Annotated in this window: 12 protein-coding genes; 1 reads left to right on the top strand and 11 read right to left on the bottom strand. The window is 63.7% G+C overall.

Features of this window, described 5'->3' with window-relative positions; genetic code table 11:
* The first annotated feature begins 63 nt into the window (after positions 1-63).
* Positions 64-1,662, top strand: coding sequence for a hypothetical protein (locus tag GXY33_03960; GenBank protein ID NLX04283.1), 1,599 nt, complete (start codon positions 64-66; stop codon positions 1,660-1,662).
* Between the two features lie 33 nt (positions 1,663-1,695).
* Here GXY33_03960 and GXY33_03965 read toward each other — a convergent pair whose 3' ends face one another.
* The 11 genes from GXY33_03965 to recO form a co-directional block, all read right to left on the bottom strand.
* Positions 1,696-2,916: a hypothetical protein gene (locus GXY33_03965; protein ID NLX04284.1), complete on the bottom strand. Its 1,221-nt coding sequence runs from the start codon at positions 2,914-2,916 to the stop codon at positions 1,696-1,698.
* A 274-nt stretch (positions 2,917-3,190) separates the two neighbouring features.
* Positions 3,191-4,189 (bottom strand): sigma-70 family RNA polymerase sigma factor, encoded by a 999-nt coding sequence (locus GXY33_03970; GenBank protein NLX04285.1) that lies wholly within the window; start codon positions 4,187-4,189, stop codon positions 3,191-3,193.
* Positions 4,190-4,575: 386 nt separating this feature from the next.
* Entirely contained in the window at positions 4,576-5,205 is a 630-nt protein-coding gene (locus GXY33_03975) for a hypothetical protein (protein ID NLX04286.1), read from the bottom strand.
* A gap of 3 nt (positions 5,206-5,208) precedes the next feature.
* Entirely contained in the window at positions 5,209-5,769 is a 561-nt protein-coding gene (locus GXY33_03980) for a TRZ/ATZ family protein (GenBank protein NLX04287.1), read from the bottom strand.
* Positions 5,766-7,265, bottom strand: coding sequence for an anthranilate synthase component I (gene trpE / locus GXY33_03985; protein ID NLX04288.1), 1,500 nt, complete (start codon positions 7,263-7,265; stop codon positions 5,766-5,768). The genes GXY33_03980 and trpE overlap by 4 nt, the downstream gene beginning before the upstream one ends.
* A 292-nt stretch (positions 7,266-7,557) precedes the next feature.
* Positions 7,558-7,758 carry a DUF2283 domain-containing protein gene (locus tag GXY33_03990; protein ID NLX04289.1) on the bottom strand — a complete coding sequence of 67 codons (201 nt, stop codon included), beginning with the start codon at positions 7,756-7,758 and terminating at the stop codon, positions 7,558-7,560.
* Between the two features lie 9 nt (positions 7,759-7,767).
* A complete protein-coding gene (locus GXY33_03995; protein NLX04290.1) occupies positions 7,768-8,988 on the bottom strand; it encodes an acetate kinase in 1,221 nt (406 codons plus the stop codon).
* A gap of 34 nt (positions 8,989-9,022) precedes the next feature.
* The gene (gene pta / locus GXY33_04000) at positions 9,023-10,096 is read right to left on the bottom strand and encodes a phosphate acetyltransferase (protein NLX04291.1); all 1,074 of its coding nucleotides are present in this window, start codon (positions 10,094-10,096) and stop codon (positions 9,023-9,025) included.
* A gap of 335 nt (positions 10,097-10,431) precedes the next feature.
* Positions 10,432-11,787, bottom strand: coding sequence for a glutamine synthetase (locus GXY33_04005; GenBank protein NLX04292.1), 1,356 nt, complete (start codon positions 11,785-11,787; stop codon positions 10,432-10,434).
* 284 nt (positions 11,788-12,071) lie between these two features.
* Positions 12,072-14,108 carry a hypothetical protein gene (locus tag GXY33_04010; GenBank protein ID NLX04293.1) on the bottom strand — a complete coding sequence of 679 codons (2,037 nt, stop codon included), beginning with the start codon at positions 14,106-14,108 and terminating at the stop codon, positions 12,072-12,074.
* A gap of 6 nt (positions 14,109-14,114) precedes the next feature.
* Entirely contained in the window at positions 14,115-14,918 is an 804-nt protein-coding gene (recO, locus tag GXY33_04015; protein ID NLX04294.1) for a DNA repair protein RecO, read from the bottom strand.
* Positions 14,919-15,502 lie beyond the last annotated feature (584 nt).

Genomic DNA, 15,502 nt, shown 5'->3' on the forward strand with positions numbered 1-15,502 from the left:
GGCGCTTTGCGCGGGTGCTTGATTTCGTGCCGGGAACGGCGGTACACTGTCGTCGAGGGAACGATGCACAGGGTCGTCGCGAGAATTGTCCAGCGGCTCGACAATGTCGATCCGGAAGCCCGTTACCAGGCCATCCGCAAGCTGGGCGAAATTCGCGCGGCGGACGCGCTCGATGTCCTGATCGGCCGGTTTGATGACGACGATCCGGTTTTTCGCCGCGAGGTGGCCCAGGCATTGGGTCAGATCGGTGATTCGCGTGCGGTTGGGGTGCTTCTGGAGCGGCTTTCCGATACCGATGAGTCTGTTCGGCAGGCCGCCGCGGTGGCGCTGGGTCAGATCAACGACCGGACGCTGATTCCCGTCCTGGTCAAGGGGCTCAAGGACGAAAGCTGGCAGCACCGCCGCGGCTGCGCGATGACGTTGGGCGAGTTGAAAGCGGCGGAGGCGGTCGAGCATCTGGTGCCGGCCCTTTCCGACCGGAACGACGAGGTGCGGTTTGCCGCGGCAACGGCGTTGGGGCGGATTCGCGATCCGCGGGTCGTGCGACATCTGGTGGCCCAGCTTGGCGACGTGGATACGCGGGTTCGCGAGTCGACGGTGGAGGCGTTGGCGCGGATCGGCGACCGGCGGATCATTCCGCAGTTGGTTCAGGCGCTGGAGACCGACAACTGGACGCACCGCCACGGCTGCGCGTTGGCGTTGGGTCGTCTCAAAGCAGTCGAGGCGATCGCGCCGCTGGTGGCCCGGCTGTCGGATGAGGACCGCGAGGTGCGGGAACTAGCGGCCGGGGTGCTGGAGCAGATCGATCCGCAGTGGCACCAGAGCCCCAGGGCCCGCCGCATGATCCCCAAGTTGATTAACCGCCTGGAGGCGGAGTCGCCTTACGTTCGCGCTCTGACCGCGGAGGTTCTGGGGCGGATAGGCGATCCGAAGGCCCTCGACGCCCTGATCGGGCGGCTTGAGGATGAACCGCAGGTGCGTTACGCCGCGGTTCGCGGATTAGGCGAGTTGGGGGAGCCGGCGGCGGTACCGCATATCCTCGAACACCTGGACGCCGACCGCCAGTATCTGCATTTGACCGTCGAGGCGCTGCTGGGCATCCGCGAGCGGAACGGGCGGTATATTGACGCGTGGCCGAATGTCTTCTGCCGCGAGTGTTTGACCCGGGCGGTGCGATGGCCGTCGCGGTTTTCGTTCGGCAAGCGCCTTACGTATGCGGTCCGGCGGGCGATGGACAAGTCGGCTTTGAGCGGGCCGGAGTTGAACCGTCTGCTGTTTAAGCCGTTTCGCCTGGTGACCTGCCGCAAGTGCGGCCTGGCTGAGAACCTGGAGCCGGGCGTCGCGCTGGTCATCGGTGTGATCGGCGGCAAGTGGGCCCGCGATCAGCGCACGTTCAGTGACGGCGATCGGCTGTACGTGCTGTTGTGGGACGAGGACGCCAGCCGCGCTACAGCGGCGGACATCGACGAACTGGAAGTCCGCAACGTCCCGAACACCGGCTATGACCGGGCGCTCAACGTGGTCTGGGCCAAGCTCCACGAGGCGGCAGGCGAAGAGGGCACGCCGACGAAGAAGATTCCCGTCCGCCTGGTGGACGATCCGCCGCTTTCCGAGAGTGCGTTGGAACTTCTGAAGGCCAAGTTCAAGAAGATCCTGCGCTGACCCGGCGTTTTTCTGCGAGCGGCTCTCTGCACATCAATCCTGGGCTTGGTCAAGGCTCAAGCGACGGGTTACCACGGCGAGGACTTGTTTTTCGAGGCGCAGGAGGAAGACGCAGCGGGGGTCGCCTTGTTTGGCTGAGAGGTCGCGGGCGAGGCGGTCGACGTCCACCTTCGCGCCGCGGGGTTTGACGGTGACGGTTCCGACGCCTCGGGTCCGCAGGAGCTTTCGCAGCTTCGGCTGGTGGAAGGGGATAGTCTCCTCGACCTCGAAGCATTCGGCCAGTGGGCTCGAGACGCGGCTGTCGGACGTGAGGACGACCTGGCCGGGCGCGAGGAAATCCAAATCCAGCAGGCCCGCCAGTTGCGGCAGTAGTCGCAGCCGTACGACGCCGCCGTCCGGATCGTAGAGATACCGGCCGATCGGCGAGACCTCGTAGCGCGGCTCCTGGCGGTCGGTCAGCGAGACGTTCTGCGGCAGGACGGTGGCTCGCAGCGTGGTCTCGGCGAGTTCGCCCGTCCAGAGCACCAGTTGTTTGCACTCGCCGGCTTCGCTGATCATCTCGATTTCGCCGGGCCACGGCAGGTCGTGGTAGTTGAGGGCGGGCGAGAGCTTGATCGCTCCGGTCGGCACCGCGCGCAGGATGGCGGAGGTGAGCTCGATCCCCGGTTCGTACTCCTCCAGCCGGACCGTCCGTCGGCCCGCGGAGCGACGGTCGGGGTCCAGATGGAAGGCTGGTCCCGTCAGCGGGACCTCGCGGACGTCCCGGCCGATGAAGCGGCACCGGTCGCGCCGGCCGTAGACCTCCAGGTTGTGTTCGGCCATGCGCAGGCGGGCCGCCGAGCGCTCGATCGCTTGCACCTCGGCCACGGCGGTCAGGCCGATCGCATCGCCTCCGATCCCACAGCCGAGGTCGAGAATCGGGGCCTGTGGTTCGATGCGTTCGAACCGTTTGGCCTTGTAGAGGGCGATTTGTTCGCTGGTGGATTGCTCGAAGCCCACCCGATCGAACAGCATCGACTCGGCGCGGGAAAACTTGGCTTTGGCCCGCCGCCGCAAATCGACCAGTTCGAGTACGGCCCGGGCCTGTTCCAGGGTGCAGATGGTTCGCAGTTTCGCCACGTCGGCTGGACGGGTCGGGTCAAGCCGTTGGCCCAGCTCGACGGCCTCTTTGCCAGTCGGCGAAATCAGAAAGTCGATGATTGTCTGGTCGAAAGGTTCGGGCATCGTCGCGTGTGGCCTCAACAACCTGCACATTGTCCGACTCGTGATGGTACGGCCTGTCGGACCGGTTTTCCAGCGGGCAGATCGGACTCGCCGCGGGTAAAAAAATGGCTGCCGCAGTGAGGGGGGAACTCACTGCGACAGCACTGAGGCAGCGGGGCAACATGGGTTAGTGAAATTCAGTGACCCAAATCGGCTACTGCCTTTGGTCTTCTCACCCTATTTAAGTATACGTTAGCGGCGGCCCATTTGCTCCTGAAAATTTCTTTGATTACCGCTTTGTCTGGACATTCTATCCTCTTGAGTGTCATGAGGCAAGAACGGTTTCCTCCAATTCCACTCGAAGTTTGGCCAGAGCTTTGTTCTGGATCTGGCGGACGCGTTCCTTGGTCACGCCGATGATCCTGCCGACCTCTTCGAGCGTCATCGGTCCGCCGCTTTCGTCCTCATCCTCGCGGATGGCGAAGCGGGCCCTCAGGACTTGACGTTCGATGTCGCTGAGGGCTTCACTCTGTTCGCTGAGCACGTCGCGGATACGGTCGACGCAGTGGCCCTCGGTGTCCTCGCGGCGGGTTTCCATCACGTCGCCGCGTTCGAGGTCCGGGTCGAACTCGACCGGGAACCGCCCGCGATACCGGGACATCTTCAGGGAGGCCCGGGAGAAGCTCTTGAGGATTGCCCGGCACGCGTAGGTGCTGAACTTAAAGCCCCGGGCGCAGTCGAACTTGTCGATGCTCCTCAGGAGGGCCATATTGCCCTCGCTGATGAGTTCGGAGAAATCGACGCCGGTTGGCCGCGTTCGTTTGGCCATGGCCAGCACCAGCGGGATGTTGGCCTGGGTCAGCAGCGAGCGGATGTGGAGCTCGTGGCCCTTCCACTCCAGCAGTTCGCGCGACGCGGTCAGGGTCAACGCCTTGCCCTTCTGGTTCTTCAGGATTTTGAAGATTTTGAAGCGGCAATAGTTGATTTTCAGGAACAGGCGTGACTCTTCCTGCTGGGTCAGTGACTGGAAGCTGGTGACCGCCTTGTCCATCTCATCGAAGAGCTCGATGGGGATCAGCTTGGCCTGGGCGTGGGGCATCTCCGGCGTTCCGGCCAGGATGTCCTCTTCCAGTTCCTTGGCGGCGGACCGGTCGTGGAACATCGGGTTGTCCACGAACTGGACCGGCTCGCGCAGCATCTGATCGATGATCGCCACCTGCTCCTCGCTGAGCCTATCGGTAGCCCGCTTGAGCACCCTGTCGGGGCTCTTCTCGGGCTCCAGGGTCTTCACCCCTTTATATTTGTCTTCTACGACTGCTATCATTGCCCACCTCGTTTCTGTATATGACGGCCTCCGGGGCCTGCCCTCTCTGCTTTCCCACCCAACGATTCCGATTTCACTATGTTTTTTACGACCGGTATGGATTTTACGTTCTCACCCGGAAAAGGTTTCTCTTATCGGAAAAATTCGTCGGCCGGTTAGATAGGCCCAGCGCCACTACTGACAGACCGACGTATTGCCCGACCCTTCGCCTCGTCCGACTACCGCCTGACTTGGTTGCCCCGTGCAACTTGGCAGGTCCGGTAATCGTCTCCTTTTCCGACCTTATTATACTCGATTTTTGGGTTCGTGTGCTTGATTTCTGTCAAGCAGGGGTTAAAGGCATTGGTTCCCAGAGAACCAGGCGGGGGATACGAACGTCTATTATATTACCGCGGAATCGGCTGGATCGTCAAGACAAGATTTCCCTCGTCCATCCGGATTTGCTCGACCCGCACATCGTAGTCGCTGTTGGGATAACGGAAGCGGTTGGGAACAACGAGGTTCTGAAGGGGTTTGGAGAGGACTTGCTCCACGTGCTCCTGGATCAGCGATTGGGGAACGGGCCAGGCGCCGACGCGTACTTGTAAACCATGAATTTCTATGTTATTCGGGTCAAGATGGATGCGGGCGGAGAGGCTCGCCAGCATCGGGGCGCCGTGGAACTGCACGATGGCCCCAGCCTTGAAGCAGCCATCCTGCCAGGCGACGGCCGGCTGCGACAGCTCGTGGGGCAGCAGATCGGCAAATCGGGGATCGATCATGGCCCGGCCGCTGATCAGGCGGTTGACCTGGTCCTGGGAGAGGACAAACTCGAAAGGGGCCGGCTGTTGCATGCTGTTGTTGAAGACACGGGTAAGTTCGGTCAGTTCGTCGCGGATCTCCTGGCCGGCGTCGGGCGGCACGGCGACGGGATGATACCAGTCGGGTACGTGAAACAGCGACCAGCAGAAGGCCAGCGCCACGACGATCAGGGGGAACGGCAGGAGCAGCAGGATGAATCGCGTCCGTCGCTTCATGGGTCAGGCCTTCTGCGGTTCGAAGGGGTAGGCCCCGGCTCCGTGGGCGTCGTAGGCGACGATCAGGGGCAGATCCTCGACGATCAATTCCCGGATGGCCTCGGTTCCGAGGTCTTCGTAGGCCAGGAGCCGGGCGTTCTTGATGCAGCGGGCCAGCAGGGCTCCGAGACCGCCGGCGGCGGAAAAATGGACGGCTTGATGGCGGCGAAGGGCGTCGCGGACGGTTTGGCTGCGGTAGCCCTTGCCGATGGTGGCCCGAAGGCCGATTTCGAGGAGGCGAGGCGTGAAGCTGTCCATGCGTGAACTGGTGGTCGGGCCGGCGGAGCCGATGGGGCTACCCGGCCGGGCGGGTGTCGGGCCGACGAAGTAGATGACCTGGTCGGTCAGGTCGACCGGCAGCGGCTGGTGCTGATCGAGCCGTTCGCAGAGGCGCTGATGGGCGGCGTCCCGGGCGGTCAGCACGCGGCCGGACAGCAGCACCCGCTGACCGGCGCGCAGCGTGACGGCCGTTTCAGCATCAAACGGTGCGGTCAACCTTATCGTTTCCCGTTCGTCCACAGCTATCCCTTGAGGTACTTTTCGGCGGTTTCGATGGCTTTGAGTTGGCCTTTGGCCTTGTTGATGGTTTCCTGGTATTCGTTTTCGGGCACGCTGTCGGCGACGAGTCCGGCTCCGACCTGGACGTAGGCTTTGCGGCCCTGCAGGACCAGTGTTCGCAGGGCGATGCAGGTGTCCATGTTGCCGGAGAAATCGACGTATCCGACGGCTCCGGCGTAGGGTCCGCGTTTGGTCGGTTCGAACTCGTCGATGATCTCCATGGCGCGGACCTTCGGCGCGCCGCTGACCGTGCCGACCGGAAGGGTGGCCCGGAGGGCGTCGAACGCGGTGCGGTCCGGGGCGAGCGTGCCCTGGACGTTGGAGCTGATGTGCATCACATGGCTGTAGCGTTCGACGGCCATGACGTCGTCGAGCTTGACCGAACCGAGTTCGCAGACCTTGCCGACGTCGTTGCGGCCCAGATCGACGAGCATGATGTGCTCAGCCCGCTCCTTTGGGTCGGCCAGGAGTTCGGTTTCGAGGGCCTTGTCCTCGTCTTCCGTCCTGCCGCGACGGCGTGTGCCGGCGAGCGGCCGGTTGGTCACGATGCGGTCCTCGACGCGGCACATGATCTCGGGGCTGGCCCCGACCAGCGTGCATTGCGGGCTCTTGAGGTGGAACATGAAGGGCGAGGGGTTGATCACCCGCAGGGCCCGGTAGATGCTGAACGGGTCGGCCTCGGTGTCGACGGTGAGGCGTTGCGAGAGGACGACCTGGAAGATGTCGCCGGCTTTGATGTATTCCTTGCAGCGGTCGACGGCGGCTTCGAAGTCGCCGCGTTTGAAATTGCTGGTGAACCGCGGGGACGGATCGGAGTCCAGGTTGACCGGCTGAAGCGGCAGCGGCAGCGGGGCGGCGAGGCGGTCGAGGATGCGCTCGATTCGGCCGCACGCCTGGATGTAGGCCCGTTTGGGGTCGTCGGCGATCATCGCGTTGCTGACCACCTTGATCGTCTTGGTCACGTGGTCGAAGACGACCATGTCCGGATAGAGGCCAAAGAGCAGGTCGGGCAGCCCGCGATCGTCATGCGGCGTTTGCGGCAGGCGCTCGTAGTAGCGGATCATGTCGTAGCCGGCGTAGCCGACCACGCCGCCGAGGAACCGCGGCAGCTCGGGCAGGTGGACGGCCCGGTACGGCCGCAGGAGGTTTTCCAGCTCCGCCACCGGGTCGGCGGTTTCCAGCCGCCGGGCCCGGTCGCCCTCGCTGATCTGGACCTCCCGGCCGCGGGCGTCGAAGACCAGGATCGGGTCGACGGAGAGGAACGAATACCGTGCGATCTTCTCGCCTCCGACCACGCTCTCGAGCAGGAACGAATGCGAGCTCTGAGCCGCCAGCCGGGCGTAGGCGCTGACCGGCGTGAGGTTGTCCGAGAGGACCTGGGCGAAGACCGGAACCACGTTGACTCCGCCCTGTGCCAACCGGCTGAACTCGCCATATTCGGGATACACCGTCAATGCCGCCATGTGCAGTTCTCATCCCAGATGGACCAAGGTTTGCGGTTGTATTGTATCTGTCCGCGCGGGCGATTCCAATTGCCGTTTCCGGCGGGAGGTGCGACCGAGCCCGCCGGGGTGCGGGTTCGGATCGAAGCGGTCGAGTCGGCAGAAGGGCAGACCCTTTCCCAGCGGCTGAAGGACATGGTTGGGGCTATGGAACCTGCCTTCTGATATGACGGAGAACTGTGACCACTACCTGCACGGAACCCCCAGGAAGTGAGCGCCCTTCTCGCAGGGCACGTCGGTACTGCATTCGCCCTCAACTTGTTTCGAAGGTCAGTTTCCGAAGGTTCAGTTGTTCCGAGCGTTTAGAGAGATGCAGGATTTCGACGCCTACCACCTCGTTACGGTCGTTGAAATCCACGACGATCCCCGGCGAGACTTCCTCTGCCTCCACGATCTGAGAGTCATCCAGAGAGAGGTAGAGGGCGTCAGCTTGCTGATCGACCTTGAGTTTCACCGTCCGGCCTCATGAAACTCCCGCGTCGCTGGGGCTGGCGTTGGCTACGAGGCGGTGGCTGTCGCGGGCGATGGCGAGTTCCTCGTTGGTCGGGATCACCAGGATTTCCACTTCGCCGCGCGGGTCGCTGATCGACTGGCCGGCGGGCACGTTCTTGAGCTGGCGGTTGCGGTTCTCGTCGAGGACGATGCCGAGGTGCTCCATGTCCCGCAGGATCATCTCGCGCATGTGCCAGGCGTTTTCGCCGACGCCGCCGGTGAAAACGAGTGCGTCGGCCTGGCCGACCTCGACCATGTAGGCGCCGAGGTACTTGCGGACCCGGCGGGCGAAGATTTCCAGGGCCAGTCCGGCCCGATCGCTACCCTTTTCGGCGGCGGCGGTCACGTCGCGCATGTCGCGCGAGACGCCGGAGATTCCGAGCAGCCCGCTCTGTTTTTCCAGGGCCTGGCGAATACTGTCAACGCTCATGCCGGCGACGCCGAGCATGTGGAAGACGATGGCGGTGTCGATGTCGCCGCATCGCGTGCCCATCACCAGCCCTTCGAGCGGGGTGAGGCCCATCGTGGTGTCGATGGCTTGGCCCTGGCGGACGGCGGCCATCGAGCAGCCGTTGCCCAGGTGCATGGTGATCAGGTTGCACTCAGCCAGCGGTTTGCCCAGCAACTGGGCCGCCTGCTCCGAGACGTAGCGGTGGCTGGTGCCGTGGAAGCCGTACCGCCGGACCCGGTGCTCCTCGTACCACGAGTAGGGCACGGCGTAGAGGTACGACGCGGGAGGCAGCGTGTGGAAGAAGGCGGTGTCGAAGACGGCCACCTGCGGAATGTCCGGGAATATCTCCTGGCAGGCCTTGATGCCCGCGAGGTTGGCTGGGTTGTGCAGCGGGGCGAGTTGCGAGCAGCGGTCGATCTGGTCGATGACGGTCTGGTCGATGACCACGCTGTCGCGGAACTCCTCGCCGCCGTGGACCACGCGATGGCCCACCGCGGCCAGATCGTCCTGAAGGACGCCGGCGCCCTTGAGGAACTCGGCGATCTTGGCGATGCCGGTCCGGTAGTCGCGGATGGGGGCGGTTTCCTTGGCTGAGACCTCGCCCGCCTTGTGCTCGGATTCGGCCTTGTCTGTGCCGATCCGCTCGATCAGGCCTTTGGCCAGTTCGCGCGAGTCGGTATTGACATCGAAGAGACGGTACTTGACGGAAGAGCTTCCGCAGTTGATTACGAGAATCTTCATCGGCGCATGTTCTCCGGGGAAATGGGACGCCGGGCTAGGCCTCGGCGGCCGCCTGGGTCTGGATGTCGCGTTCGCGGAGCGATTCGTGGTCGGCCCATGAATGCCGGGCCTTCTTGTCCTGGGCCTGAAGGGCGGTGATCGCCACCGCGTCCACGATGTCCTGCCATCGGCATCCGCGCGACAGGTCGTTGATCGGCATGTCGAGGCCCTGGAGGATCGGGCCGATGGCCCGTCCGCGGGCGAAACGTTCGGTCAGCTTGTATCCGATGTTGCCGGCGTTGAGGTCCGGGAAGATCAGCACGTTGGCCCGGCCCGCGATCGGCGAGTCCTTGGCCTTGCGCGAGGCGACGGAAGGAACGATCGCCGCGTCGAGTTGGAGTTCGCCGTCGGCTTTGTACCCGGTGTCGCGCTGGCGGAAGAGCTCGACCGCCTGGATGACCTTGTCCACCAGGGGGTGCTTGGCTGAGCCGTAGGTGGAGAAGCTCAGGAAGGCGATCAGCGGCTCGCTCTGGAGCAGCAGTTGGCAGTGCTGGGCCGAGGCGATCGCGATATCGACAAGTTGCTCAGCGGTCGGATCGGGCACGCAGCCGCTGTCCGCGTAGATCATCGATCCGTTGACGCCGAATTCGGTGCAAGGGGTCACCATCAGGAAGAAGCTGGAGACGGTCTTGAGTCCCTCGGCGACGCCGACGCACTGGAGTGATGACTGGATGACCTTGGGCGTGGGGCTGATGGAACCGGCGACCATGCCGTCGGCGATGCCCGCCCGCACCAGCGAAGCCCCGAAAAACAGCGAGTCGGTGATGACCTGGCGGGCCTGTTCCTCGGTCACGCCTTTGTGCCGCCGTCGCTCGAAGTAGTTCTGGGCGAACCAGTCCTGCAGACCGCTGCGGTGCGGATCGATGATCGTCGCCCGCTGCAGATTCAGGTTCATCTCGGCGGCCCGGCGCAGAAGCTGCTCGGGGTCGCCCAGGAGGATGATTTCGGCCATGCCGTCGCGAAGGACGTAGTCGGCGGCCTGGAGGACCCGTTCGTCTTCGGGTTCGGCCAGGGTGATGGTCTGGCGATTGGCCCTGGCGCGGTCGCGGATTTCGTCAAGAATGGCCAGTCCGACCGACTCCTCGGAACCCGCGTCGCCCGTTTCGGGTTTCCGGGCCGATTCGTTCGCTGACATGATCCAACCTCCTCAAGTTCAGGGATAAATCCTCATTGTAAGGTGGTACTGGACAAATTTCAATGTGAAGATTCAGTTTACCGGTCCTTTGGGCGTGGCACGGAACGGCCGCCGCTGCGTTCGTAATCCCTTGTTGGGTATCGGCATAGTCGAGCGGCCGATCAAGTTGCATGGGCCGATGCGGCGGCCGCCGGACCGGTAAAAGCGGACAGCCCACCGCCCGAAACCGGTACGGTGGGCCGTCGCGAGCCGCACCTGCTCTAGAGTCGTCAGAGGATCGGGAGATAACGGTCCAGTTCGTAGTTGGTCACGTAGGTCCGGTAGTTATCCCACTCGATCTTCTTGTTGTCGATCAGCTTGGTGAAGATATGGTCGCCGAGGGCCTCCTTGAGCAGTTCGGAGCGCTCCGCGATGGCGATGGCCTCGCCGAGGGAACCGGGCAGCGAGTCGATGCCCTTTTCGATCCGGCGTTCGGGGGTCATTTCGAAGATATCCTCTTCGGTCGGCGGCATCAGGTCGTACTTGCCCTCGATGCCCTTGAGGCCAGCGGCGAGCATGACCGCGAACGCCAGGTAGGGGTTGCAGGAGGGATCGGGGAACCGCAGTTCGATGCGGGTGGCCTTCTCCTTGCCCGGCTTGTACAGCGGGACGCGGACGAGGGCCGAGCGGTTGCGGCGGGCCCAACTGATGTAGACGGGGGCCTCGTAGCCGGGCACCAGGCGTTTGAACGAGTTGACCCACTGGTTGGTCACCAGGCAGATTTCCGGAGCGTGCCTCAGGACGCCGGCGATGTAGTGCCTGGCGTCGGCCGAGAGGTTGAGCTTGTCCTGCTTGTCGAAGAAGGCGTTCTGGCCGCCCTTGAACAGCGACTGGTGGACGTGCATGCCGCTGCCGTTTTGTCCGAAGAGGGGCTTGGGCATGAAGGTGGCGTAGACTCCGTGCTTGAGGGCGATTTCCTTGACCACCAGGCGGTAGGTCATCGCGTTGTCGGCCATCGAAATGGCATCGCTGTACCGCAGGTCGATCTCATGCTGCGACGGGGCGACCTCGTGGTGCGAGTACTCCACCGGGATTCCCATCGCCTGGAGGGACAGCACGGTGTGCCGCCGCAGATCGCTGGCCACGTCCAGGGGGGTCAGGTCGAAATAGCCGCCGGCGTCGAGGGTGACCGTGCCGGCTGCGTCCTTGAAGTAGAAGTACTCGAGTTCCGGGCCCACGTAGAAGTGGGTGTAGCCCATCTCGCCGGCCTTCTTGAGCATGCGCTTGAGGCAGCCGCGCGGGTCGCCCACGTAGGGCTCGCCGCCGGGCATGCGCACGTCGCAGAACATGCGGCCGACCGCGATGTCTCCATTTTCCGACCGCCAGGGCAGGATCTGGAAGGTCGTCGGATCGGGCATGGCGATCATGTCGCTCTCATCGATCCGGGCGTAGCCCTGGATGCTGGACCCGTCGAACCCCATGCCGTCCTCGAGGGCCTCGGTCAGCTCGTCGGTGGTGATGGCGAAACTCTTGAGGAACCCGAGGATGTCGGTAAACCAGAGGCGGACGAACTTGACGTTCCGGTCCTTGACCGCCTTGAGGACATCGTCGGCGTTCTTGCAGTTGAGCGGCTCACGACTTGACATATTCATCTCCTTGTCGAAAAACGCGTTCGCACGTTGATTCCATCGCTACGCAGCCCAGGCACAACTTTGGCGTCCGCTGCGCTTGGGGTGTTTCTATGCAATCGCCATGCCAAAACTGCGGCAAATGCGCAAGTATTGGTTCGGCAGTCGGTTGCAGTGCATATGGGTGTTTGGCGCGCCCCGGGGGTCGGCTACAAAATCGTAGATCGACCGCGGCAATGTACGATTTTGTAGAATGTATGTCCCCCATATGGCCCGGTTTTGCCCCCCGACGCGCACTGGCGTCACAGTTTCAGCAGGCACACGCCTTTGGCCGGCAGCTCAACGCGGATGGTTCCGTCGCTATCGGCCCGTCCGGTTGGTCCGACCAGCGACCGGGCGGATGAGAAACCGCCCTCGCGCGCAGCGCGGGCACAGACTGTTTCACGGCTGTGGTTGAACAGGAACAGCACCCGCTTATCCCCAGCCTCCAGAATGCGTCCGGTCACCTGGCCCGCCGGTTCGGTGATCAGTTCGGGCCGTATGCCGAACAGCTCCAGGCACCGCCTGCCCGGTTCCGGATCGATTGCCGGACCCGAGGCGCTGGCCAGGCTGGTTCCGATGAGAATGAAGTTCCCCCGGCCATACCGGCATCGCACCGCGGCGGCGTGTCCGGTCTCGAATCGAGCCAGGACCTCGTGCTCGCCCGGATCGAGCCACGATCGCTCCTGTCCACCGATCACGTCGCCGGCGGCGGTGCGAAGGGTTACCGGATCGGCAATCATGGCAAGGTCCGTTTCGCGGACGCCGAGTTCCTCAGCCAGCCCGGCTCCCGGCGTTTTGGGCGAGAGCCAGCCGGAGGCGGTGTAGCGGGCCAGTCCGCCATCGGCGATGAACGTGCCTCCGTCGCGGACGAACCGGCGAATGGCCTCGATCATGGGCTCGTCGATCAGAGCGGGCATGGGAGCGTAGATCGTGCGGTAAGCGGCCAGGTGCCCCGGGAATCGCACGACGTCGAGGGCGACGTTGTGCGTCCAGAGGATCTGGAATCCGCCGAAGAACGCATCGGCGTAACGGAACGCGCCGAGGGCGTGCGAGAGGTTCTGGGAATCCGGGCAGTAGAGCAGGCCGACCTCGGCGGCAGGCGGCTGCATTGCCATCAGGAATCGCTCGTTTTCGGCGGCGGCTCGGGTAAAGGCCCGCACCTCCTGGGTCCGATAGGTCTCTTCGCCGTCCAGATCGGTGAGTCCCCATCCTCGCGGGGTCTCCTGCCAGAGCATTCGTTCCGGACGGAACTGCCAGAGATAGATTCCCTTGGCGCCATGGGCCAGGGCGGTCCAGAGGTTGAACGTCAGTTCGCCCTCGTTGAGCCGGCGCTGAATCTTGCCTCCCATGCAGCCGGTTCCCGCGGCGAGTTCCGAGACCCACCAGTAGCCCTTGCCGCGGTTGGCCGAGCGGGTTACCTCCAGATTTGTCACGTGTTGTGAGAATAGCCGCACCTGTTCGTGCGCCGGCTGGTAGAGCAGTTCGTGCGTGGACGTGCCGAGAAAATCGACCTTGGCCGCCACCAGCCAGTCGTCGTGGACGGCTGGGCCGTTGGAGTTCAGGGTTCCCGAGTGGGTGTGGACGATCACCGGGTGTGCCGCGTCCCGCGATTTGGCCAGCCCGTGCAGCCATCCCGCCCGGTCGGCCAGGCGATCGGCCAGAAAGCGGCAGTAGGCCAGGTAGGCCTGGCCCTCCAGTGGTTTGGTGTAGGGCGGCTCGACCTCGTCGAATCCGCCGTAGTTTTCTCCAAACGTCTCATTGAGTTCCTCGATCGACTGGAAACGATGGGCCAGCCAGTCGCGGTAGGCCGCAGCGGTGTGCTCGCAGGCGCAGGCGGCGATATCGACTTCCTGAAAAACGTCCCAGCAGACCAGGGCTGGGTGCGACCGGTAGCGTTCGACGATCGCCGTCACGAACCGCTCGACCGCGTTTCGCAGCTCCGGATGGTCCCAGCAGCAGGCGTTTCGCCAGACCCCGCCGAACCACCGGGCCACAGGGCGTTCGCGGCGGTCCAGTTCCACGATCTTCGGGTTGTGCGCCCGGAACACGCAGTCCGGCACCGACTCGAACGGCAGCGTCATCAGTAGTTTCAGGCCCGCCCGCTGCGCCTCGTCCAGAAGGCCATCCGTCGTTTCCCAGCGGTACTGGCCGCTACGGACCTCAATCTGGCTCCAGACCGCTTCGATCTTGACCGTATTGATCCCGATCTCGCGCATCCGCGCGAAGTCGCCCGGCCATTCCCGGCTGGGCGGGATCACCCGGAAATACTGCGCACCGAACATAAACCGTTCGAACATCGGGAGTTACTCCTGGTTGTTTCGCGGCTGGGGAACGTCTCGTCCGCTCTGGCGAGCAGTATCCGGATCTGGTGAAAACAGCTTGCGGCAGTGCGGATACATCCGCGGCGAGCGGTAGAGGTGTTCGCGGAGCATGGCGTTGATGACATCGAACGCCTTGCCCGCCGAGATCGGGTCGTGGACCTTGCCGATCAGGTAGTACCAGGCGCGGTTCTCGATGCCGATCTTGTCCACCACCGCCGGCTCGCAGTCGCGGCAGAGCAGTCCGCCCCCGGACGGGGTGAAGAACAGCCGGTCGGTCGGGCCCATCACCCGCGAGCAGTTGACGCAGCGCTGGAGCTGCGGCTCGTACCCAGCCCAGGAGAGGACCTTGGTGGCGGATCGGACCAGCAGCGTGCCGAGTTCCCGCCGCGATTCGGTTCGGGCCACTTCCTCCAGCGAGCGGGTGAGCAGATCGAAGAGTTCCTCAGCGGGGGCCAGCTCCTTGGTGGCCAGATTGATGATCTCAGCGATGTAGAGGCTGACGTTCAGCTTGTCCAGGTCGGCGCGGAGTTGTGGAAGGGGACGATCGGCGGCGAACGTGGTGAGCAGGCCCATGCCTTCCGGGTGGATGATCAGCGTGGCCTGGCCGGAGTCCAGCAGGTCGATGGCCAGCGGACTCTTGGGCCGCCGGGCGCCCTTGGCCAGCACCGAGACCTTACCGTAAACCCGGCACAGGAGCACCAGCACCAGCGAGCTTTCGGAGAAATCCCGCCGGGCCAGACAAATCGCCCGGTCCTGAACCTGCTTTTTTCCCGATGCGCCCGGCATCGAAACACCCTCATCTGGTCGCCGGATGCATAGAATATAGCGGTCCGGCGCGATTTGCCACCCCGCGTTTCGGATCGCCCGGCGGGCGGCCCAGCCGTCGCCGGCAGTGCGTACGACAAAACGGTAAGCCGCCCGAGCCATCACCGCCAGGAGCCGACCGGTTGAACGATCCCGAGAGCCTCATGAGACGGCGAGTAAAAAAACGCAACGAATCCGCGCGAACTTTTACCGCGGCGGTTGACCGGAAGGAATAGAATTATATGGTACCATTAAACAGGAGCCGGTAACACTTCGGGGCACGCATCGCCGCAGGAGCGTAAGTTGTTGATCGGCAAATAGATCTGCAGAACGACCAGGCCGTTGTTTTCGCTACGGTTCCAGCATTGAAAACCCACAATCAGCAACTAAAGAAGGTGCCAGTTCCGCGTCATTCGGAGCGGAATCTCCCGGAATCGGCGGCCGGGCATTTGCCCGCCCATTTTTTTGGATGTATACTTATAGGGCTTCACGGGCGCCACACCGAAGCGCGGTGCACTGAAATCCTTTACCAGCAAGAGCTTGCAACACTCTAGCTCAGTACGGCT

The sequence above is a fragment of the Phycisphaerae bacterium genome, from assembly GCA_012729815.1.
In the GTDB taxonomy this organism is placed as follows: domain Bacteria; phylum Planctomycetota; class Phycisphaerae; order JAAYCJ01; family JAAYCJ01; genus JAAYCJ01.